This window comes from Streptomyces microflavus (assembly GCF_014650075.1).
In the GTDB taxonomy this organism is placed as follows: domain Bacteria; phylum Actinomycetota; class Actinomycetes; order Streptomycetales; family Streptomycetaceae; genus Streptomyces; species Streptomyces microflavus.
In genome coordinates, this window is sequence record NZ_BMUG01000003.1 from 18,181 (window position 1) to 38,399 (window position 20,219).

Below are 20,219 nucleotides of genomic sequence, written 5' to 3' on the forward strand. Positions count from 1 at the left end.
CCGGCCGGAGTGGGATCGTCCGGGCTCACGGAATCCGCAGGAGCATCGCGCCCCAGCTGAAGCCGCGGCCGATGCCGATGGTCGCCACGAGATCGCCGGAGCGGATCTTCCCCGAGCGCAGGTTCTCCGAGAGGCAGCTGGGGATGGAGACGCTGGAGGTGTTGCCGCGCTCCTGGATGTTGGTGAGGAGCTTCTCGCGCGGGATCTCCAGGGTTTGGCACACCTGGTTGATCATGTTCAGGTTGCCCTGGTGCGGCACGAACCAGTCGATGTCGTCCACCGTCAGGTCGTTGCGCTCCAGGATCTCCCGGCCCACATGGGAGAGCAGCTTCGGGCCGACCGCACCGACCTCCCGGCCGCGCATCAGCATCTTGTCGTTCTCGTCGATGTCGAAGGCGTCGAAGTACGAGCCGTCCGCGTGCAGCGCCACATCCAGCAGCCCGCGCTCCTGGGTGTCCGCCGACCAGACCGCCGCGGCGGCCCCCGCCCCGAACAGCGCCGAGTAGCGGTAGTCGAAGTTCAGGATCGGGCGCGGGTTCTCCGCGCAGACGACCAGCGCGTTGCGCATCCCGAGGGCCGGGAGCATCGCGGCGGCCGTGGCGGTGCCGTACATGAAACCGGCGCAGGCCACCGAGGTGACGTCGAAGCAGGTGGCGTGGCGCAGCCCGACCTGCTTCTGCAGCGGCAGCGAGATGTCCATGTAGTTGTTGGTGGCGCTGGAAGGGTTGGTACGCGGCCGGGTGGTGGAGGTCGTACCGATGACGAGGTCGATGTCGTCGGGGCCCAGACCGGCGGCGGTCAGGGCGTCGTCCACCGCCTTGGCCGCCATCTCCACCGCGCGCTCTTTCTCGTCGGCCGGCCAGTGGCGGCTGACGATCCCGGTGTTCTCGCGGATCCAGGCGTCGTCGATGCCCAGCGCCTCGATCTGCTCGAAGTGGGCGTTGGTGATCGGCTCGCCGGGGAAGTAGTGGCCGATCCCGGCGAGCCGCACGGGGGCGATCGCGGTGGGCGGCAGGGGGCGGAGGTGGGCCGTCGCCGGGTCGGGGACGGTGCCCGTGGTGATGGTCGTCATCGGTAGAAGCCTTCCGGGTCCATGGTGCGCAGGAGCGTGAGTTCTTCGGTGGTGACGGCCTTCTCGTCGGTCAGGAACCCGCTGACGCCCACGGTCCAGCCGGTGAGTTCGCGTACGGCTGCCTCCGGCCCGTCGGGGAGGTCCTGCGCGCCGCGGCCCCGGCCCGGCACCGGCGGCAGCCAGCTCGTCAGCTCGAAGGCGGCGTCGGCCCCCGTCCGGGTGAAGCGGCCGAACTGGCTGACCACGTCACGGACGTGCAGGCCCGGACTGGTGAGGTGGGTCAGCCGCGGTACGTAGCGGCGGGGCGAGGCGACCGCGACGACCACGCAGTCCACGGACGAGGCGATGTCGTTGGCCCCGCCCGATCCGGTGATCCAGCGGCCGTCGGGCAGCAGCGTCGTGTTGATGTTGGCGTCCGGGTCGATCTCCGCCGCCGAAAGCACGCCCAGGCAGCGCGGGTTGGCGGCGACCGCGCCGCCCAGCGTCTCCGCGACCCCCGCCAGCATCTGCGAGCGCTCGGCGTGCCGCTGGCTGAAGAGGAAGACGTCGCCCGCCTCGGGGTCCATCGACTGCAGGCCCAGCTCGGCGGCCACCTGCACCTGCACACCGTCGGCCGCCAGCAGCCGGGCCGCCAGCCACGCGGACATGTGCGAGGTGCCGATCCCGGCGAGCAGCGTGTCGTAGCCGCGCTCCCGGACCAGCTCGGCCACCGCGCGGGCGCCGAGCACGATGAGCTGCTCCTGCTCGGTGGGCGCGCCGGACCCGTCCGCCGGGGGCCGGGGAGCGGCTGGGGGAGCGGGGAAGGCCAGCGAGGCGCGGCGCTCCTCGCCCAGCCGCTCCAGGTAGTCGGCGTGACTCTCCACCCCGCCGACCCACTCCTCGTACCAGGCGGCGGCCGTCTCCGGGTCCTTGCAGGCGGTCACGATGTCGGTGAGGAACGCGTAGTCGTCCAAGTAGCCCTCGACACCGGCCAGTCCACCCGTACGCAGCGACTGCGGGTGGGCGCCGAGCGGCGCCTCGCACAGGCCGAGCACGCGGGCGGCGGGGATCACCACCCGGTCAGGCATGGCCGCGATCACCTCGTCGTCGACGATCGCCTCGACGGAGGCCAGCACCCCGTCGGTGGCGGCGTACGCGGCCCAGGCGCCCTCGCCCAGTGGCGGGACGGCGACCACGTTGCCGCGCCGGTCGGCGACGACCCCGTGGAAGAGGGCGATGCGCGGGCGCAGCGGGGTGAGGAGGGTGACGGACCGCTCCGGGTCCTCGGGGTGGGGCACCAGGTGGAGGCTGCCCTCCTTGCCGTGCCGGAGATCGGTCTCCGCGAGCATCGAACCGGTGGTGGCGAAGGGCTGGCCGAGCGCGGCGGCCATCAGCCGCTGGGTGTAGCTGAGCAGCGACCACATCTCGATCTCGAAGGGCCTGCCCTCGGCGAGTTCGCGGTAGAGGCGGTTGGGGCGCGGCGAGGGGAAGGTGTCACCGACGAAGCCCGTGATCACCTTGCGTACGGCACCGGACAGAGCGAGCGCGTGGGCGCTGGAGTGCACGGCCGTGGTGCTCACCGTCAGGCTGTGGCTCCCGGCGAAGGCCCGGCACACCGCGTTCAGCAGGGCGTTGGGCCGTGACATCGTTGCCGCCGCGTGCACGTGGTCGCCCTCGCGGACGAAGCGGCGCACCAGCTCGTCGGGGCCGCTCGCCAGATAGGGAGTGGTGGCGGCGGGGCGTTCGGGGGCTGTGGTCATGCGTGCTCCAGGGCCATGACGGAGGTCTGCGATCCGAAGGCGAAGGACAGCGAGACCGCGAGGTCGAGCTCGGTGTCGCGCGGCCCCTCGGCTACGTGGTCGTAGTCGCACTCGGGGTCCGGCGTGAGGTGGTTGGCGGTCCGGGCCAGCCGCTGGTGGTGGAGCATCAGCGAGGTGGCGGCGACGTTGATGATCCCGGCCATGCCGAACGTGTGGCCGTAGATGGGCTTGTTGGAGCCGTGCGGCGGCAGGTCGGCGTCGTCGTGGCGCGGCAGCAGACGGCGCAGCGCCCGGCTCTCGGCGATGTCGTTGTACCGGGTGGCGGTGCCGTGGCCGCAGAGGTAGCCGATCTCCTCGGGTTTGCGCCCGGCGTCGTCGAGCACGCCCGAGACGACCGAGGCGGTGACATCACCGACCAGGTCCATGCTGGTGGCGTGGTTGGCCTCGTTGAGCGCGCGGTGGCCCAGGATCCGGGCGTAGATCCGGGCGCCGCGCTCCCGGGCGGACGACTCGCGCTCCAGGCAGAGCGTCATGGCGCCCTCGCCGAGGGCGAATCCGCGCCGGTCGCGGTCGTAGGGGCGCACCGCGGTGGCCGGGTCGTCGCTCTCGGGCGAGAGCACCCCGTCACCGAGGGCGAGGTAGCAGCGGGCGACCTCGGGGACGATGGGGAACTCGTGCCCGCCGGCGAGGACCACGTCGGCGCTGCCCGAACGCAGCTCGCGCAGGGCGAGGCCGATCGCGTGGTGGCCGCCGACGCAGGCGCTGCTGAGGGTGGTGACCAGGCCGCTCGCGCCGACGTCGATGGCGGCCAGCGTGGCCGGGCAGCCGGCCAGCCCGCGGAACATGGCCGTCGCCTTGCCCCCGTACGGGTCCTGCTCCGGGTCGGCCGTGATGGTCTCGGCCCACCACGACAGGGGGCCGCGGGACGAGGACTGGACGATGCTCATCCGCTCCGGGGCGATCTGGCCCCGGGCGATCCCGGCGTCCTTCAGCGCGTCGCTGACGGCGGCCATGGTCGCGAGGATGTCGCGGTTGTACTTCGCGGCGTGCGCCGGGAGGAGGTCGGGCAGCCGGGTCGCGGTGTCGAACTCGCCGAGCTGCGCGGCCGCGTGGACGGGCAGCCCGGCAGCGGCGAAGGCCGGCTTCTCCAGCCGGCTCACCTGTGAGGTCCCGGTGGAGACATGGTTCCAGAAGGCATGGACATCGGGAGTTCCGGGCAGTACGCACCCGATGCCGGTCAGCACGATGGGATCGGAGGGGTCCGGGGAATGGGCTCGGCTGCTGTCCATGGATCGAAGCTAGCCGCCCTTACATGAGCCTCGATATGGCCGTCAAGTACTCATGCGCGCTTTATTTGATGACTGCCAGTACTCGATTTCCGGCCCCGCGCGTCAACGCCGTGACCCGCCCCCACCCCGTACACACGCCGGCGGCCCGGCACCTCCGCGAGGGAGGCACCGGGCCGCTGGGGAACGCGCGGGTGCGCGGTTCAGGCGTTCTTGATGTCGCGTCGGTCCACGGCGTACGTCCCGGCGGCGACGACCACGACGGAGACGGCCACCAGCAGCGCGACCCCGCCCCAGGGGACGCCGTTGAGCAGCGGGTCGCTGCCCAGCGCCCACTCCCAGGGGGAGACGTTCGCCAGCGGTTCCAGGGCGTCGGACATCGGCGCGATGCCGTGCAGCAGGTACCCGACGACGAGCACGCCCGCCGCCACGCCCAGCGCGGGACCGCGCCCGAAGCCGAACCCGACGATGGCGTACGCGATACCCGCGTGCAGCACCGCCAGCAGGGCGACGGTCAGCGTCACCGCCGCCACCCCGCCCGCGGAGACGTCCATGTCGAGGGAGACGACCGAGCCGTACACCGACAGCCAGACCAGGACGCTGGTGAGGGCCAGGCCGAAGGCCACGCAGAGGAAGCGGACCAGGAACACCTGGCGGCGGGCGACCGGCAGCGCAAGCAGCAGTTCGAGCCGCCCGGCCTCCTCGTCGCCGCCGGTCAGGGCGGTGGTGGCGGTGACGGCCATCAGGCCGAGGAGCAGCGGCAGCAGGACGGCGTACAGGTTGCCCTTGAGGTAGCCGCTGGCGCTGGCGATCTGGTCGACCCCGAGCGCCGAGGCCAGCTCCGGCGAGAGGCCGGTGGAGAAGTCCTCCAGGGCGCCGGAGCTCTCCATCGAGGGCCAGGCGCTGACGACGGAGAGCGCGAGCAGGACCAGCGCGGCCGACCAGGCGATCAGGGTGCGCTTCTGGATCTGTACTCCGCGCCGGAAGATCTCCGAGCTGGGCGATGACATGTGTTTCCCTTCCGGCCGGCCCGGGGGAGCGGCCTTGGTGACTGAGACCCGTGGCGGTGGTGTCCGGCGGTCGCTACCGCACCGGGTCGGCGGCCGGGGAGGGCTCCTCGGCCGTGGAGCTCCGGCTGCCCGGGACGTCCCGCTGGTAGTACTCCAGGAACGCCTCCTCCAGGTCCGGTTCGGGGGCGGTGAGCGTCGTGATGCGGTGCCCGGCCAGGAACCTCAGCAGCGCGTCGGGGGAGCCGGCCCACGCCAGGGAGACCTCCTGGCCCTCCGCCCGGCGCCGCTCCACGCCCGACGCCCCGTCCAGGGCGGCCAGCGCGGTGAGCGGTACGTCCTCGCCCTCCGCGAAGGTGATGTGGAAGCGCTGCGCGGCCTGGCGGCGTAGCTCCTGCGTCGGCCCGGAGGCGGCGAGCTTGCCGCCCTGGAGCACCGCGACCAGGTCCGCGACCCGCTCGACCTCGGAGAGGATGTGCGAGGAGAGCAGCACGCTCTGCCCGTTGTCCCGGGCCTCCTCGACGGTGGAGAGGAACACCTGCTGCATCAACGGGTCGAGCCCGTTGGTCGGTTCGTCCAGGATCAGCAGCTCCGGCCGGGCCATGAAGGCGCCGACCAGGCCGACCTTGCGGCGGTTGCCGGTGGAGAGCCCGCGCACCTGCCGGGACGGGTCGACGCCGAACCGCTGGACCAGATCGTCCCGGTAGGCGGTGTCGGTCAGCCCCCGCAGCCGCCCCCAGGAGGCCAGCGTCTGCCCGATGGTCAGCCGCTCGTCCAGCCGCAGTTCGCCGGGCAGATAGCCGATGCGCCGCCGGACCTCGGGTTCGGTCGGGTCCTGGCCCAACACCCGGACCTGGCCCGATGTCGGCCGGGAGAGGCCCATGAGCATCCGGATCGTGGTGCTCTTGCCCGCTCCGTTGGGGCCCAGGTATCCGTAGACGACGCCCTGGGGGACCGTCAGGTTCAGCCGGCTCAGCGCGGTGAAGTCACCGAACTTCTTGGTGACATCGGTACATTCGATGAGAGGGGTCACGTCTCTTCTGCTCTCTCTCCTCTTGCGTCCACGGCTCTTGCGTCCACGGTCGTCCGCACGGCATATTCACTGATTACTGAATCTGATCAACAAGACTAACGGTGCAGCTCACCCGCTGCAACGGAGCGCTCGCTTCCGGTGGCCGGAAATGCTCCGGTCGCAGGGGTGTGAGACCTAGGCGGGGTTCCGGTTCGCGGCCGACGCGGCCTGCCACCAGTAGCCGTTCTCCACGCCGAGCGCCGCTGTGCGGTCCAGGTGCCCGGAGTCCCGCAACAGCCGGACCCCCGCCTCCAGAAGCGCCGGATCCTGCGCCGCCACGGAGGCGGCCAGGGCCTGTGCCTCGGCGAGCGCCCCGCCGTCGGGCACCGTACGGTCCACCGCGCCCAGCCGGGCGAGCTCGTCCGCCCGCACGCGCTCCCCGGGGATCAGCAGTATCCTGGCGGCCACCCCGCGGCCGGCCCGGCGCAGCAGTGAGTGGACCGCACCGCCACCCGGAACGGCGCCGACCCCCAGCTCCGGAAGGCCGAACAGCGCACCCTCGCCGGCCACCACGAGGTCGCAGGCCAGGGCCAGTTCGAGCCCGCCCCCGAGCGCGTACCCCTCGACGGCCGCCACCACCGGGAAGGGGGCCTCGTGCAGGGCCGCGAACACGGTACGGAAATGGGCCCGCCGCACCGCGCGGCGCGACAGATCCCGCCAGTCGGGCTCCCGGGTGTCCGCGCCGCTGGAGAAGGTCCCGCCGGCGCCGGTGAGCACCAGTGCGCCCGGCGCATCGCCACCCGGATCCGTCAACTCCCTTAATTTATGCGCAAGTTGACTCAACATCTCGGTGGACATCGCATTGCGGCGGTGCGGCCGGTCCAGAGTGAGGGTGACCACCCGCCCGTGCCGCTCGACCAGCAAGGGGTTTTCCGCCCTTTGTGCCGCTGTTTCCGGTGGGGTCATCCGCAGGGCCTCAGCATCCTGAACAGCTCCTTGCGCCCGGAGACGCCCACCTTGTGGAAGACTCGGCTCGCATAGTTCTTGACGGTCTGCTGGGTGAGGCACAGCTCATGGGCGATCTCCTCGTTGGAGCGACGACGGAGTAAGAGGCCGAGAATCTCCTCCTCACGCCCGCTCAGTTTCCACTGCCCGCCCGCGTCGGGGCGCTGCGCCACCGGTGCCCGCTCGGGCTCGTCGGCCCCCAGATGCCAGAAGCTGCGCCCGCTCAGCACATCGTGCAGCCCCTTGACGATGGACTCGGGCGGGCACGACTCGTGCACGAACCCGGCGGCCCCGCCCCGGATGCAATCCACCACGCTGCGGGGGGTGTTGTCCCTGCTGTAGAGGATGACCCGGGTGCCGCTCCAGTACGCCAGATTGCCGCGCACGCCCTGCCACTGCTCGTACTCCACCAGCGCGACGTCCGGCCGGCGTCCGGGAAGGCTGCCGACGGCGGTCGGGTGCGGACAGCCGCCCAGTACGGTGACGCCCGGATCGCCCCGGAACAGATCGAGAATCGCCTTGCGTATCAAAGGTGACGAGTGCAGGACCAGCAGTCCGCATCTGCCCTTCTCTGCCATACCAGAACCCCTCGTGCTCCAACAGCGACGGCTGCTGCCGTGTGTCGTTCGGCATGTTGTGAATGTGTTGAACCGTGTGATCGGAGCGCGCCTGCCCCGCCTGGTGGGAGTTCACTCCCGGTGTGGGTCCGGGGCGACGGAAATGCGGGATTGCGGCGTCTTCGGCGCGCGACCGCATTGCTGCCGGGGCGCCGCCGTGTATTCAGGCGGAATGCATTCTTCTTCCGACAGTTATTACTGGCGCGTAGACAGTCCGTGCGGGAATGGGATTCCCCATGGGGGACGCTTCCGCTTCCTGATCGGTTCCACTGTCGCGGATACCTGATACCAGGCTTCGGTGCGCACGTTAAGGCTCTGTGACATCCGTGGGAACAGTGGGCCCGGGCCGCACGGAGGGCGACACGGTGGCCGGTGGCGGCCCGGGTCTCCGCGGTGTGACGGGAAAGTCCGCACGATCCTGCCGGGGCGGTGCAACCCTGAGGGGTCAGCTGGCTGCGGCACGGTTTCCCCCCTGGTTGTGCGTTCCAGCCTGGATGGCCACTCAAGGGCCGCACGGGGGAATCATTGCGTGAGCTCCGCCCCCGAATCCAGGCCAACACTAACCGCAGCGCCTCCACTTGTCACGCAGCGGATTTTTACCCGGGGGTCAAGAATATGCAGGGGAAATTGACGCATCCTTTGTTCCTGGTCGCATTTCGCGGCCACTGTCCGGCATCCGACCGTGCGCCGGAGATGTCCCGGTTCACCCGGGGTGAGGGCGCCCGGCGGGCCATGCTTAGCTGGAGCCATGATCGATGACTTCCTGTACGGGACCGCCGGGCACACCGGAGCGTTGACCGAGGTCGAGGCGGCCGTGCGCGCCGCGGCGGCGGCCGAGATCATGCCCCGGCACCGGAAGCTCGCCGCCCACGAGATCATCGAGAAGAGCGGCCCGCACGACCTGGTCACCGCCGCGGACCGGCTGGCAGAGGAACACCTCACCGCCGCCCTCACCAAGCTGCTGCCCGGCTCGGTCGTCGTCGGCGAGGAGGCCGTGCACGCCGACCCGGCGGTCTACGACGCCCTCGGCGGCGACGCCCCCGTCTGGATCGTCGACCCGGTCGACGGCACCCGCCAGTTCGTCCGGGGCGAGTCCGCGTTCTGCACGCTCGTCGCCCTCGCCCAGCACGGCGAGGTCCACGCCTCCTGGACGTACGCCCCGGTCCTGGGCGAGATGGCCGTCGCCCTGCGCGGCCGCGGCGCCACGCTGAACGGCACCCCGATACGCTCCGGCGCGCCCGCCCCCGGCGCCGTACTGAACGTGGCCATGTCGCACCCCGACTACACCACCGAGGCCCAGAAGCGGGCCCTCCTCGGCCTGCGCACCGAAGGCATCGCCGCCCGCCCCTGCGGCTCCGCCGGGCTCGAATACCTCGCCGTCGCCCGTGGCGCCCAGGACGCCACCGCCTTCAACTGGGAGTACGCCTGGGACCACGCGGCGGGCCTGCTCCTGGTCACCGAGGCGGGCGGCGCCCAGGCCACCCTGTCCGGCACCCCCTTCCGGATCGCGGGCGGCAACGACCTGCCGTTCTCGGCGGCCCGCGACGAGACCGCCCTCCAGCGCGTCCTGGCCGCCCTGCGGACGGGCGGCTGACAGGTTCCGGGCGGCACCCGCGTCCACACGGCCGGTGCGCCGGAATACCCTGGGGTTCCGCCTGTCGGCTGACGAAGGAGTCCCAAGGTGCCGTCGATGCTCGATGCGGTCGTCGTGGGGGCCGGGCCCAACGGGCTGACCGCCGCCGCCGAACTGGCCCGCAGGGGCTTCGCCGTGGAGGTCCACGAGGTGCACGACACCGTCGGGGGAGGCGCCCGCACCGAGGAGCTGACGCTACCGGGGTTCCGGCACGACCCCTGTTCCGCCGTCCACCCGCTCGGCGTCGGCTCACCCGCGTTCCGCGCGATGCCCCTGGCCCGGCACGGTCTTGAGTGGCTGCACCCCGAGGTCGACCTCGCCCACCCCTTCCCCGACGGCACCGCCGCCACCCTCACCCGCTCCGTCGGCGAGAGCGCGATGTCGCTGGGGCCCGGTGACGCGGGGGCCTACCGCCGCCTCGTCGCCCCCTTCCTCGGCCACTGGGACACCCTGGCCGCCGACTTCCTCCGCACCCCCTGGGACGGCCTGCCCCGCGACCCGTACCGGCTGGCCCGCTTCGGCCTGCTCGGCCTGCAGCCCGCCACCTGGGTCTCCCGGCGCTTCGAGGGCGAGAAGGCCCGGGGCCTCTTCGCCGGGCTCGCCGCCCACGCCATAGCTCCCACCAGCGGATTCGCCACCGCGGCGATCGCCCTTGTCTTCGCGCTCGCCGCCCACGAGAACGGCTGGCCGGTGCCGCGCGGCGGATCGCAGGCCATCTCGGACGCCCTCGCCTCCTACCTCCGCGAACAGGGCGGCACCATCCGCACCGGCAGCGAGGTCAAGCGGCTCGACGAGCTCCCGCCGGCCCGCGCCTACATCTTCGACACCTCGCCCTCCGCGCTCGCCCGGATCGCCGGCCTCGGCAGCGCCTACAGCCACTACCGCTACGGCGCCTCCGCCTTCAAGATCGACTACGCGCTGTCGGGCCCCGTCCCCTGGACCGCCGAGGACGCCCGCCGCGCCGGCACCGTCCACATCGGCCCCGACGCCGGGACCATCGACACCGCGCTGAAGGCCGCCGTCGAGGGCCGCGACCCGAGCGTGCCCTTCCTCATCACCGCCCAGCCGAGCATCACCGACCCCTCCCGGGCCCCCGAAGGACGCCATGTCTTCTGGGTGTACGGGCACGTCCCGGCCGGCTGGGAGGGCGACGCCACCGACGTCATCGAGCGCCAACTGGAGCGCTTCGCCCCGGGCTTCCGCGACCTGGTGCTCGCCCGCGCCGTCTCGGGCCCGCCCCAGCTCGCCGCACGCAACGCCAACTACGTCGGCGGCGACATCGCCTGCGGAGCCTTCTCGGGCCTCCAGACCCTGATCCGCCCCAAGCTGGCCCGCGTCCCCTACGCGACCGCGCACCCCGCGGTCTTCCTCTGCTCCTCGGCCACCCCGCCAGGACCCGGCGTGCACGGCATGTCCGGCCACCACGCCGCCAAGGCCGTATGGCGACAGCTGCGCGCCTCCTGAATCAGCCGCCGGGGGCGGTGCGGGAGGCCGGAGCCCAACGCCGCTGCGCCGCACCGCCGATGTGGCTGCCGAGCACGGTGCCCACGCCGATGGCGGCCGTGGTGACGAACGCCAGCACCGCGTAGGCGCCCGCCCCCGGCACGTGCAGCCCGTACTGGAGCAGGCTGCGGTAGACGTCCGGGCCGGGCAGCAGAGCCCCCGCGATACCGGGCACCACCAGGGAGCGCGACGGGATCCGGAGCACCGGCGCCACCGCACCGGCCGCCGCGCCCAGCACCGCGGCCGCCCCCAGGACCGCCAGCGGCGTCGGCTGCCCCAGCTCCTGGTGGAGCACGCCGTTGACCAGGCCGGCCAGCACGCCCGCCCCCATCGCCCACGGCAGCAGGCGGGGCGGGCCGCCCATGAAGATGGCGTTGCCGAGCGCCCCGACCGCCGAGGTCACCAGGGAGAGCACCAACGGCAGGGCGCGGAAAGCGGTGTTGCGGGCATCCACGTCGGCGTCCCGCAGCAGGAACGCCACCAGGGAGATCCCGCCGACCATCGACGCCAGGAACATGCCCACGCTGATCAGCCGCCCGGCCGCCATCGCCCGGAACCCCGAGATGGCGTCCTCCGCGAGGCTCACCACCGACAGGATCGGCAGGAGCAGCACCATGTTCGCCGCGGCCACGCTCGCCGCCTCACCCCCGGTCAGCGCATGCGCGTCGGCCAGCACCATCGTCAGCCCGATGACGGCGGCGGTCTGGAGGCCGGTGACGTAGAACGAGGGCAGGCCGTTGGTGGACAGCGCCCAGCCGAACCGGTTGCCGACCAGGAACACCACGGTGGAGACCACCGCCGCCTTCGGCGTCCCCGAGGCGAGCACACAGAGCATCGCGGCGAGCAGCGCCCCGCCCAGCACCTTGGTCCACCAGGGCCAGTAGCCCTTCAGCGAGATGATGCGGGTCAGTTCACGCTCGGCGGCGAGCGGCCGCAGCCCCTCGTCCAGCACCCGGTGGGTCAGCGCGCTCAGATCGTCCAGCTGCCGCAGGTCCCGGCTGTCCTCCGAACCCGTCTCCATCATCATCGTCAGCGGCCGGGCGCCCGGCGGCGCGTACTGGGCCTGGATCGTCCGGGAGGTGACGTCGACCGTCATGTGGTCCATGCCCCAGCGCGCGGTGACCGCCACGACCGCCGACTCGATGGCCCGGGTCTCCGCCCCGGCGAGGAACAGCTCCCGCCCGTGGCGCAGCGCGAACCGCATACAGGCGACGGCGGTGGCCTCGTCCACGTCGTACGGCTCGGGGAAGGCGTACCCCTCGAACTCCGTTCCGTACAGCCGGTCCAGCAGCGTCGACTCGTTGTCCCGCAACCGGGCGAGCTGCTCCCGCCGCTCCCGGCGCCGGGCGAGCAACGCGGCAACGGAGGGTCTGCCGGTCAGGGGGCCGCCCGCCCGGCCGCCGGTGGACGCATCGTCTGAGGACACGGACGCGCCCCTCCCCTGGGTAGCCACCGCCGAGAGCGCGGGGAATGTTGATGTAACGGACATTCTGCCCCTCGGGTGGGCGGCCGGGCGTCAGCGGGGCGCCGCGCGTCACCGTGGGACGGCGGCGCGGCGCCGTCCGCCGGGTCCGGTCCGCCCGAGCGGGCGGCGCGGGCGCGTGGGGCGCGGCATGATGTCCGCATGAGCACCTCCGTCACCCCCGCGGTCCGCCTGGTCCGCGGTGACATCACCGACCAGTCCGTCGACGTCATCGTCAACGCCGCCAACTCCTCGCTCCTCGGCGGCGGCGGGGTCGACGGCGCCATCCACCGGCGCGGCGGACCCGAGATCCTCGCGGCCTGCCGGGAGCTGCGCGCCTCGCAGTACGGCAAGGGCCTCGCCACCGGCCGGGCCGTCGCCACCACCGCCGGACGACTGGCGGCCCGCTGGGTGATCCACACGGTCGGCCCGGTCTTCTCCGGAGCCCAGGACCGCTCTGCGCTCCTCGCCTCCTGTTACCGCGAATCGCTGCACCTGGCGGCCGAGTTGGGGGCCCGGAGCGTCGCGTTCCCGGCGATCTCGACGGGCATCTACGGCTGGCCCATGGACGACGGCGCGCGGATCGCCGTGCGCACGGTGCTCGCGGAGACCGTGGCCCCCGTCGAGGAGGTGCGGTTCGTGCTCTTCGACGCGCACGCGTACGTGGAGTTCGAGGAAGTCCTCGCGATGCGCGGCTGACACCCAGGGGCCACGGCGGCCGCGGTGGCGGTGGCCCGGAGGCTGCGGCTGAGACCGTCCCGGCCGCCCCGAGGTGCATGTCGGATTTCCGCCAGCCAAGCCCCTGACCGGTGCCCCATCCTGGAACCATGCACACCGACACCGAGCGCTGCGTGCGGGCCGTCCAGTCCAAGGACGCCCGCTTCGACGGCTGGTTCTTCACCGCGGTCCTCACCACCCGGATCTACTGCCGCCCCAGCTGCCCCGTCGTGCCGCCCAAGGTCCGCAACATGACGTTCTACCCGAGCGCGGCCGCCTGCCAGCAGGCCGGATTCCGGGCCTGCAAACGGTGCCGCCCCGACACCAGCCCCGGATCCCCCGAGTGGAACGCCCGCGCCGACTCCGTGGCCCGCGCCATGCGGCTCATCCGGGACGGTGTCGTGGACCGCGAGGGCGTCCCCGGCCTCGCCTCCCGCCTCGGCTACTCCGCCCGGCAGATCGAGCGCCAGCTCCTCGCCGAGCTGGGCGCGGGCCCGCTGGCCCTGGCCCGCGCCCAGCGGGCCCAGACCGCCCGGCTCCTCATCGAGACCACCACCCTGCCCCTGGCGGAGGTGGCGTTCGCCGCCGGGTTCTCCTCCGTCCGCACCTTCAACGAGACCGTCCGCGAGGTCTTCGCCCTGGCCCCCGGCGAACTGCGCACCCGCGCCGCCCGCGGCCCCCTGGCCCCCGCCACCCCCGGCGTGATCGCGCTCCGCCTCCCGTACCGGGCCCCGCTCAACCCCAGCAACCTCTTCGGCCACCTCGCAGCCACCGCCGTCCCCGGCATCGAGGAGTGGCGGGACGGCGCCTACCGCCGCACGCTGACCCTCCCGTACGGCCACGGCATCGTCGCCCTCACCCCGCAGCCCGACCACATCGCCTGCCGGCTCTCCCTCACCGACCCCCGCGACCTCACCCAGGCCATCAGCCGCTGCCGCTGGCTCCTGGACCTGGACGCGGACCCGGTCGCCGTCGACTCCCAGCTGCGCACCGACCCCCTGCTCACCCCGCTCGTCGACGCCGGGCCCGGCCGCCGGGTGCCGCGTACGGTGGACGGGGCCGAGTTCGCCGTACGCGCGGTCCTGGGCCAGCAGGTCTCCACCGCCGCGGCCCGCACCCACGCGGCCCGCCTGGTCACCGCCCACGGGGTGCCCGTCGAGGACCCCGAGGGCGGACTCACCCACCTCTTCCCGGCCCCGCAGGCCCTGGCCGGGCTCGACCCGGAGTCCCTCGCCCTGCCCCGCACCCGCCGCACCACGCTGACCACCCTGGTCGCCGCCCTCGCCGACGGGACGCTCCGCCTGGGCACCGACACCGACTGGGAACGGGCCCGCGCCGAACTCTCCGCGCTGCCCGGCTTCGGCCCCTGGACGGTCGAGGTCATCGCCATGCGGGCCCTCGGCGACCCCGACGCCTTCCTCCCCACCGACCTCGGCATCCGCCGGGCGGCCGAGCGCCTCGGCCTCCCGGCCACGCCCGCCGCCCTCACCGCACGGGCCGCCGACTGGCGCCCCTGGCGCGCGTACGCCGTCCAGTACCTCTGGACCGTGGACGACCACCCCATCAACCATCTGCCCGCCTGACGGAGGGACCCCGCCATGACCACCCTCACGCCCCCGGTGACCAAGCAGCACACGGTCCTCGACAGCCCCTACGGCCCACTGACGCTCGTCGCCACCGACGGCGTCCTCAGCGCCCTCTACATGACCGACCAGCGCCACCGCCCGCCCGAGGAGACCTTCGGAGTCCCGGACCCGGAGCCCTTCGGCGAGGTGATCCGCCAGCTCACGGCGTACTTCGCCGGCGAGCGCACCACCTTCGACCTCCCGCTCGACCTGCACGGCACCCCGTTCCAGCGGAGCGTCTGGGCGGAGCTGCTGAAGATCCCGTACGGCGAGACGCGTACGTACGGCGAACTGGCCGAGGAGCTCGGCAAGCCGGGCGCCTCCCGGGCAGTGGGCCTGGCCAACGGCAAGAACCCGGTCGGCATCATCGTGCCGTGCCACCGGGTCGTCGGAGCCTCCGGCAGCCTCACCGGATACGGCGGCGGCCTGGACCGCAAGCAGCGGCTGCTCGCCTTCGAGAGTGGCGGCGGGCGGAGTGACGGGGTGCAGGCGCTGTTCTGAGCGGGGGCTCCCGGGGGGCGTACCGGCACCGGCACGCCCCCGCGAGGCTTCACCGCCGTCAGCCGGTGAAGATCTCCACGGCCGTCCAGAGCGCGAGGCCCAGCATGCAGATACCGCCGATGCGCTGCACGGTCTTCAGCGGTACGCGCTTGGCGATGAACTTCCCCGCGAGCAGGGCCAGCGCCGAGACGGACATCAGGGCGGCGGCCGAACCGATCGCGGTGGACCAGGTGCCGTTGCTCGCCGCCAGGTTGGCGGTGGTGATCTGGGTCAGGTCGCCCCACTCGCTGATGAAGACCGCCATGAACGCGGTCGAGTAGACCGGCCAGAAACCGGTCACGGTCTTCACCTCGGCGTCGTCATCGTCGTCCCCGCCGCTGCCGCGCAGCAGGATGAACGCGCCGAACGCGAAGAGCGAGGCCGAGACGAGCTTGACGGTCCAGTCGGGCAGCAGCCCGATCAGGCTGCCCGCGCCGACGGCGATGGCGACATGCACGATGAACGCGGACGATGTGCCGAACCACACGTAGAGCGGGCGCATCCGCGTGCCCATGGCCAGCGACGCGAACATCGTCTTGTCGGGGAGCTCCGCGAGGAAGATCAGCCCGAAGGCGGTGATGATCGCCAGAGGGTCGAGGTGCATTCCGGGTGGCTTTCTGTGCGAGCCGGGCCCCGGATCTTCGCGAAGCGCCACTGGCGCTTTTCGGAGGACCACTCGGCCCGGCATGACGGCAGCGCCCACAGGGCGTGGACGTGTCATACAGGACCGAAGGTCTCGCCCGCCCGTGATCACGATCCCCTCAAGGATCCACGAGCCCGGCCACCGGGAACCCGAGGGCTCCAGTGTGTCGACGACCGGTTTGCGGGGCTACTCCCCTTCGCAGCCATCAACGATACCCCACCAGGCCCGGCGGGAGGGCAGGTGTTCGAAGCGGGGCGGCCTCGGTAGAGTCGCCGTGATCACCCGCACCGCTCCCTCCCCCCACCACCGACCGGAAAGTGCCCGCATGAGCCGCCGCCCCCGCAAGGACGTGCCCGCCCAGGGTGTTCCCCGGCCCACCGTGAGCGTCTGCCGGGGCTGCTGCTGCGGCACGGAGAAGATCCCGGGCGTCGATCACGCGGCCCAGCTCACCCGGCTCCGCTCCGGCCTGGACGGCGCCGCCACCGTCCGGGCCGTCGAGTGCCTGGACGCCTGCGAACAGGGCAACGTCATCGTGGTCCAGCCCTCCGCCGAGGGCCGCCGCGCAGGCGGCCGCCCGGTCTGGCTGGGCCTGGTCAACGACGAGCACGCGGAGCAGGACATCATCACCTGGGCCTCGGCCGGCGGCCCCGGCCTCGCGGACGCCCCGGACATCCTCGACCTGTACGTCTTCCAGCCCTCGCGCCGGGTCCGGGCGGGGCTGGACGGCTGAAGCCGCAGGTCAGCCGGCGGCCAGCCCCGCCAGCAGCCGGGGCAGCGCCGTACCGATCGGCTCCCGGACGATCTCGTCGGCCAGTTCGTCGTACGGGGTCGGCTCCGCGTTCACCACGATCAGCCGCGCCCCGTGCTCGGCCGCGACCCCGGCGAGCGAGGCGGCGGGCTGAACCTGGAGCGTCGAGCCGACCGCCACGAAGACCTCGCACGCCTTGGCGATCGTCATGGCGTCGGCCAGTACCCGCGGGTCCAGCCGTTCGCCGAACATCACCGTCGCCGACTTCAGGATCCCGCCGCAGACCGAGCACGCCGGGTCCGCCTCGCCCCCCTCGACGCGCTCCAGGGCCTCGGCCATCGAGGAGCGGGCGTGGCAGCGGGTGCAGGTCACCTCGCGTGCGGTGCCGTGGAGTTCCAGGACCTTGCGGGCGGGCAGCCCGGCCAGCTGGTGCAGCCCGTCGATGTTCTGGGTGATCACCCGGACCGGGGTGCCGGACCGCTCCAGCTCCGCCACCGCCCGGTGGGCCGCGTTCGGCTCGGCGTTCCAGGTGGAGGCGGTGCGGCGCATCTGCCAGGAACGGCGGCGGATCTCCGGATCGGCCATGTAGAAGTCGTACGTGACGAGCTTCTCGGCCTCCGGATCCTTGCGCCACACCCCGTTCGGGCCCCGGTAGTCGGGGATGCCGGAGTCCGTGGAGATACCGGCACCGCTGAGGATCGCGACAAGCGTCATGCGCCGAGCCTACGGATGCGGGAACGCGCCCCGCGAACGCATTTCGGCGGGGTAGGGTCCCGCCATGGCCAAGGTGAGCGTCAGTCTGGACGCCGAGCTCGTCGTCGAAGTGATGGTCCTCGCGGGCGTCGGCAATCCGCAGGATGCCGTGGAGCTCGTGGTGCGCGACTACATCGCCCGCGGACACCGCACGGAGGCGCTGGTCGCCGAGCGCGAGGGGCCGGCCCGGGACGTGGAGATCAAGCCCGAGGCCCAGCAGGGCTGAAGCCGCCCCGTGCCCGGACCTCGGTCCCGGCAGGGCTGACGGCCTACGCCCCCTCCGCGACCGGCTTCCCGTCCTCAAGCTCCGCCGTGCCGGACCCGGACTCCAGCACGTCCAGGGCCGCCCGCACCCGTGACTCCAGCTGCCCCAGCAGATGCCCGCCCAGGTCCGCCGGAGCGACCAGCTTCCAGGAGAGCAGCTCCTCCTCCTGGAGCCGGATCGCCGCGAACTGCTCCGGGGCGAGCACCCCGCCGTCGTACAGGTACGCCACGATCGGCGGCCTGCGGCTGCCCCGCGTCCAGTCGACGGCGAGCAGCCGGCCCGGCGCCAGGTCGAGCCCGATCTCCTCCAGCGTCTCGCGCCGGGCGCCCTGCCGGGGGCCTTCGCCCGTCTCCGACTCGACCGTCCCGCCGGGCAGCGCCCAGCCCTTGCGGTAGTTCGGCTCGACGAGCAGGACCCGTCCCTCCGCGTCCCGGAAGAGACACGCGGCGGCGGCCAGGACCCGGGGGAGCGCGGCGATGTACGTGGCGTAGTCGGCATCGGTAGTCGTCACGGCCGACAGCGTAGTGGGGGAGGGGGGAGGAAGGCTGGACGGAGCCGTTCCGGACGGCCATGGGCAGATCAGGGGGCATGCGGATAGGGTCGGTGCGGCGCGACTCTGTTCGAAGGCAAGGGATGCAAGGTGACGGACGGAGCAGATGTGGAGACCGCCCGCGTGCTCGTCGCGGCGGACAAGTTCAAGGGCTCGCTCACGGCCGTACAGGTCGCGGAGCGGGTGACGGCCGGGCTGCGGCGCGTCGCCCCCGGCGTACGGGTGGAGACCCTGCCCGTCGCGGACGGCGGCGACGGCACGGTCGCGGCGGCGGTGGCCGCCGGATTCGAGCGCCGCGAGGCGCGGGTGACCGGACCCCTCGGGGACCCGGTGACGGCGGCGTACGCGCTGCGCGATTCCACCGCCGTGGTGGAGATGGCCGAGGCCTCGGGCCTCCAGCACCTGCCCGACGGGGTGTTCGCCCCGCTCACGGCCACCACGTACGGCTCGGGCGAACTGCTGAGGGCCGCCCTGGAGGCCGGGGCGACCACGATCGTGTTCGGGGTCGGCGGCAGCGCCACCACGGACGGCGGCGCGGGCATGCTCGCCGCGCTCGGGGCCCGCTTCCTGGACGCGGACGGCAAGCCCGTCGGCCCCGGCGGCGGGGGACTCGCCGAGCTGGCCGAGGCGGACCTGTCCGGGCTCGACCCGCGCCTGAAGGACGTCGACCTGATCCTGGCCAGCGACGTGGACAACCCGCTGACCGGGCCCAAGGGGGCACCCGAGGTGTACGGGCGGCAGAAGGGCGCGAGCGAGGAGGACATCGCGGTCCTCGACGCGGCCCTGACGCACTACGCCTCGGTCCTGGGGCCGGAGACGGCGGCCCTGCCCGGAGCCGGAGCGGCCGGAGGCATCGGTTACGGGGCGCTCGTCGCCCTCGGCGCCCGCTTCCGGCCCGGCATCGAGGTGATGCTCGACGTGCTCGGCTTCGCCCCCGCGCTCGCCCGCGCCACGCTGGTCATCACCGGCGAGGGCTCGCTCGACGAGCAGACCCTGCACGGCAAGGCCCCGGCGGGGGTGGCCGCGGCCGCCCGGGAGGCCGGGATCGAGGTCGTCGCGGTCTGCGGCCGGCTCGCCCTGTCCCAGGAGGCCCTGAGCGGGGCGGGCATCGCGCGCGCCTACGCCCTGGCCGAGCTGGAACCGGACCCGGCCGTGTCGATGGCCCAGGCCGGGCCGCTGCTGGAGCGGGCCGCCGAGTCGATCGCCCGGGACTTCCTGAGCTGACGGAACGGGGCCGGCGTACGGAACGTACGACCGGCCCCGTGTCGGGCCCCGTGGGCCGACGCGCCACGCGAGGGCCCGCCGCTCACCCCGCCCCCCACCCCCGCGCCGCCGACAACCTCAGCGCGTCCAGCGCCAGCACCGTCTCGACCAGCTCGTGCGGGTGCGACAGCGACCGTGAGGTCAGTCGTTCCAGTCGTCGCAGCCGGTTGAACACCGTGTTCCGGTGGCACCGCAGCCGCACCGCGGCGCGCCCCACCGAACCCCCGCACTCCAGCCACACCTCCAACGTGCCTACGAGCAGGGCCCGTTCGGCAGGTTCCAGCACGAGCAGCGGGCCGAACACCTCCGCGAGCAGTCGCGCGGACAGCTCCGGCCGGCTCGCCACCAGGGCCGTCGGCAACCGCTCGTCCAGCGTCACGATCTCGCGTGTCCCGGGCCCACAGGTCAGCAGCGCCGCCCCCGCGAGCCGACGGGCGAGCCCCAGCTCCGCGAGACCGCCCACCACCGGGCTGACCCCGCCCGGCCCCGCCCCGGCCTCCCCGAGCGACCCGACCGGTCCGTCCAGACCTTCCCGGCCCAGCAGGACCACCCCCACCTCCCCGCACCAGCACCACCGCGCCCCGTCCCTGTCCGGGACCATGGCGGCCGTACCCAGCACGACCACCGCGTATCGCCCCCGCTCGGGCAGCCCGAGCCCCTGGGCCGCGCGCCGCACCTGGTGCGGCTGGGTGGAGCCGGCCAGCAGCGGTCCGAGCAGCGCCCCGGCAGGTTGCTGCGCCGCGGCCCATGCATCCCGCCGCATCCCCGCCTCCCTCCGC

At 73.1% G+C, this 20,219-nt stretch carries 20 protein-coding genes; 8 read left to right on the top strand and 12 right to left on the bottom strand.

All coding sequences use genetic code 11. The features are described 5' to 3' along the window. Positions 1 to 25 precede the first annotated feature (25 nt). The 7 genes from IE264_RS09100 to IE264_RS09130 form a co-directional block, all read right to left on the bottom strand. Positions 26 to 1,072 (bottom strand): ketoacyl-ACP synthase III, encoded by a 1,047-nt coding sequence (locus IE264_RS09100; protein WP_032757042.1) that lies wholly within the window; start codon positions 1,070 to 1,072, stop codon positions 26 to 28. Further along, entirely contained in the window at positions 1,069 to 2,811 is a 1,743-nt protein-coding gene (locus IE264_RS09105; protein ID WP_051821816.1) for a CoA-transferase, read from the bottom strand. Before IE264_RS09105 ends, IE264_RS09100 begins: the two co-directional genes overlap by 4 nt. After that, the gene (locus IE264_RS09110) at positions 2,808 to 4,100 is read right to left on the bottom strand and encodes a beta-ketoacyl-[acyl-carrier-protein] synthase family protein (RefSeq protein ID WP_032757041.1); all 1,293 of its coding nucleotides are present in this window, start codon (positions 4,098 to 4,100) and stop codon (positions 2,808 to 2,810) included. The genes IE264_RS09105 and IE264_RS09110 overlap by 4 nt, the downstream gene beginning before the upstream one ends. Positions 4,101 to 4,300: 200 nt before the next feature. After that, positions 4,301 to 5,107 (bottom strand): efflux permease Rv1217c-related protein, encoded by an 807-nt coding sequence (locus IE264_RS09115; protein WP_015612470.1) that lies wholly within the window; start codon positions 5,105 to 5,107, stop codon positions 4,301 to 4,303. Between the two features lie 73 nt (positions 5,108 to 5,180). Next, positions 5,181 to 6,137: an ABC transporter ATP-binding protein gene (locus IE264_RS09120; RefSeq protein ID WP_015612471.1), complete on the bottom strand. Its 957-nt coding sequence runs from the start codon at positions 6,135 to 6,137 to the stop codon at positions 5,181 to 5,183. Between the two features lie 174 nt (positions 6,138 to 6,311). Continuing rightward, positions 6,312 to 7,040: an enoyl-CoA hydratase/isomerase family protein gene (locus IE264_RS09125; RefSeq protein WP_229887479.1), complete on the bottom strand. Its 729-nt coding sequence runs from the start codon at positions 7,038 to 7,040 to the stop codon at positions 6,312 to 6,314. A 38-nt stretch (positions 7,041 to 7,078) separates the two neighbouring features. Continuing rightward, entirely contained in the window at positions 7,079 to 7,699 is a 621-nt protein-coding gene (locus IE264_RS09130; RefSeq protein WP_015612473.1) for a response regulator transcription factor, read from the bottom strand. A gap of 787 nt (positions 7,700 to 8,486) precedes the next feature. Between IE264_RS09130 and IE264_RS09135 the strand changes: the two genes are divergently transcribed. Beyond that, positions 8,487 to 9,332, top strand: coding sequence for an inositol monophosphatase family protein (locus IE264_RS09135; protein ID WP_032757039.1), 846 nt, complete (start codon positions 8,487 to 8,489; stop codon positions 9,330 to 9,332). 87 nt (positions 9,333 to 9,419) lie between these two features. Then, positions 9,420 to 10,835, top strand: coding sequence for a phytoene desaturase family protein (locus tag IE264_RS09140; protein WP_032757038.1), 1,416 nt, complete (start codon positions 9,420 to 9,422; stop codon positions 10,833 to 10,835). Position 10,836: 1 nt separating this feature from the next. Here the strand turns inward: IE264_RS09140 and IE264_RS09145 are convergent, their stop codons facing one another. Then, on the bottom strand, positions 10,837 to 12,300 hold the full coding sequence (locus tag IE264_RS09145; RefSeq protein WP_229887481.1) for a threonine/serine exporter family protein: 1,464 nt from the start codon (positions 12,298 to 12,300) through the stop codon (positions 10,837 to 10,839). 198 nt (positions 12,301 to 12,498) lie between these two features. Between IE264_RS09145 and IE264_RS09150 the strand changes: the two genes are divergently transcribed. The 3 genes from IE264_RS09150 to IE264_RS09160 all read left to right on the top strand — a co-directional run bounded on the left by IE264_RS09150 (position 12,499) and on the right by IE264_RS09160 (position 15,179). Then, the gene (locus IE264_RS09150; protein WP_015612477.1) at positions 12,499 to 13,035 is read left to right on the top strand and encodes an O-acetyl-ADP-ribose deacetylase; all 537 of its coding nucleotides are present in this window, start codon (positions 12,499 to 12,501) and stop codon (positions 13,033 to 13,035) included. A 128-nt stretch (positions 13,036 to 13,163) separates the two neighbouring features. Continuing rightward, entirely contained in the window at positions 13,164 to 14,636 is a 1,473-nt protein-coding gene (locus IE264_RS09155; RefSeq protein WP_032757037.1) for an AlkA N-terminal domain-containing protein, read from the top strand. Between the two features lie 15 nt (positions 14,637 to 14,651). Continuing rightward, on the top strand, positions 14,652 to 15,179 hold the full coding sequence (locus IE264_RS09160) for a methylated-DNA--[protein]-cysteine S-methyltransferase (RefSeq protein ID WP_015612479.1): 528 nt from the start codon (positions 14,652 to 14,654) through the stop codon (positions 15,177 to 15,179). Between the two features lie 58 nt (positions 15,180 to 15,237). Here IE264_RS09160 and IE264_RS09165 read toward each other — a convergent pair whose 3' ends face one another. Continuing rightward, a complete protein-coding gene (locus IE264_RS09165) occupies positions 15,238 to 15,822 on the bottom strand; it encodes a TMEM165/GDT1 family protein (RefSeq protein ID WP_015612480.1) in 585 nt (194 codons plus the stop codon). Positions 15,823 to 16,186: 364 nt separating this feature from the next. Between IE264_RS09165 and IE264_RS09170 the strand changes: the two genes are divergently transcribed. Next, the gene (locus IE264_RS09170; protein ID WP_015612481.1) at positions 16,187 to 16,591 is read left to right on the top strand and encodes a (2Fe-2S) ferredoxin domain-containing protein; all 405 of its coding nucleotides are present in this window, start codon (positions 16,187 to 16,189) and stop codon (positions 16,589 to 16,591) included. A 9-nt stretch (positions 16,592 to 16,600) separates the two neighbouring features. Here the strand turns inward: IE264_RS09170 and IE264_RS09175 are convergent, their stop codons facing one another. Beyond that, complete coding sequence (locus IE264_RS09175; protein ID WP_015612482.1) at positions 16,601 to 17,323, bottom strand: SIR2 family NAD-dependent protein deacylase; 723 nt, start codon at positions 17,321 to 17,323, stop codon at positions 16,601 to 16,603. Positions 17,324 to 17,387: 64 nt separating this feature from the next. On the opposite strand from IE264_RS09175, the gene IE264_RS09180 reads away from it, so the two are divergent. Then, on the top strand, positions 17,388 to 17,588 hold the full coding sequence (locus IE264_RS09180) for a hypothetical protein (RefSeq protein ID WP_015612483.1): 201 nt from the start codon (positions 17,388 to 17,390) through the stop codon (positions 17,586 to 17,588). Between the two features lie 43 nt (positions 17,589 to 17,631). Here IE264_RS09180 and IE264_RS09185 read toward each other — a convergent pair whose 3' ends face one another. Beyond that, entirely contained in the window at positions 17,632 to 18,138 is a 507-nt protein-coding gene (locus tag IE264_RS09185; RefSeq protein WP_032757036.1) for an NUDIX domain-containing protein, read from the bottom strand. A 147-nt stretch (positions 18,139 to 18,285) separates the two neighbouring features. Between IE264_RS09185 and IE264_RS09190 the strand changes: the two genes are divergently transcribed. After that, positions 18,286 to 19,401, top strand: coding sequence for a glycerate kinase (locus IE264_RS09190; protein WP_032757035.1), 1,116 nt, complete (start codon positions 18,286 to 18,288; stop codon positions 19,399 to 19,401). A gap of 82 nt (positions 19,402 to 19,483) precedes the next feature. Here IE264_RS09190 and IE264_RS09195 read toward each other — a convergent pair whose 3' ends face one another. Continuing rightward, on the bottom strand, positions 19,484 to 20,203 hold the full coding sequence (locus IE264_RS09195; RefSeq protein WP_032757034.1) for a PucR family transcriptional regulator: 720 nt from the start codon (positions 20,201 to 20,203) through the stop codon (positions 19,484 to 19,486). Positions 20,204 to 20,219 lie beyond the last annotated feature (16 nt).

Bases quoted from the DNA above. Each gene is read 5' to 3' on its own strand.
- IE264_RS09150 (WP_015612477.1), top strand. From the start codon at position 12,499: ATGAGCACCTCCGTCACCCCCGCGGTCCGCCTGGTCCGCGGTGACATC.
- IE264_RS09135 (WP_032757039.1), top strand. From the start codon at position 8,487: ATGATCGATGACTTCCTGTACGGGACCGCCGGGCACACCGGAGCGTTG.
- IE264_RS09170 (WP_015612481.1), top strand. From the start codon at position 16,187: ATGAGCCGCCGCCCCCGCAAGGACGTGCCCGCCCAGGGTGTTCCCCGG.
- IE264_RS09195 (WP_032757034.1), bottom strand. From the start codon at position 20,203: ATGCGGCGGGATGCATGGGCCGCGGCGCAGCAACCTGCCGGGGCGCTG.
- IE264_RS09155 (WP_032757037.1), top strand. From the start codon at position 13,164: ATGCACACCGACACCGAGCGCTGCGTGCGGGCCGTCCAGTCCAAGGAC.
- IE264_RS09115 (WP_015612470.1), bottom strand. From the start codon at position 5,107: ATGTCATCGCCCAGCTCGGAGATCTTCCGGCGCGGAGTACAGATCCAG.
- IE264_RS09105 (WP_051821816.1), bottom strand. From the start codon at position 2,811: ATGACCACAGCCCCCGAACGCCCCGCCGCCACCACTCCCTATCTGGCG.
- IE264_RS09165 (WP_015612480.1), bottom strand. From the start codon at position 15,822: ATGCACCTCGACCCTCTGGCGATCATCACCGCCTTCGGGCTGATCTTC.
- IE264_RS09100 (WP_032757042.1), bottom strand. From the start codon at position 1,072: ATGACGACCATCACCACGGGCACCGTCCCCGACCCGGCGACGGCCCAC.
- IE264_RS09160 (WP_015612479.1), top strand. From the start codon at position 14,652: ATGACCACCCTCACGCCCCCGGTGACCAAGCAGCACACGGTCCTCGAC.
- IE264_RS09110 (WP_032757041.1), bottom strand. From the start codon at position 4,100: ATGGACAGCAGCCGAGCCCATTCCCCGGACCCCTCCGATCCCATCGTG.
- IE264_RS09180 (WP_015612483.1), top strand. From the start codon at position 17,388: ATGGCCAAGGTGAGCGTCAGTCTGGACGCCGAGCTCGTCGTCGAAGTG.
- IE264_RS09130 (WP_015612473.1), bottom strand. From the start codon at position 7,699: ATGGCAGAGAAGGGCAGATGCGGACTGCTGGTCCTGCACTCGTCACCT.
- IE264_RS09175 (WP_015612482.1), bottom strand. From the start codon at position 17,323: ATGACGCTTGTCGCGATCCTCAGCGGTGCCGGTATCTCCACGGACTCC.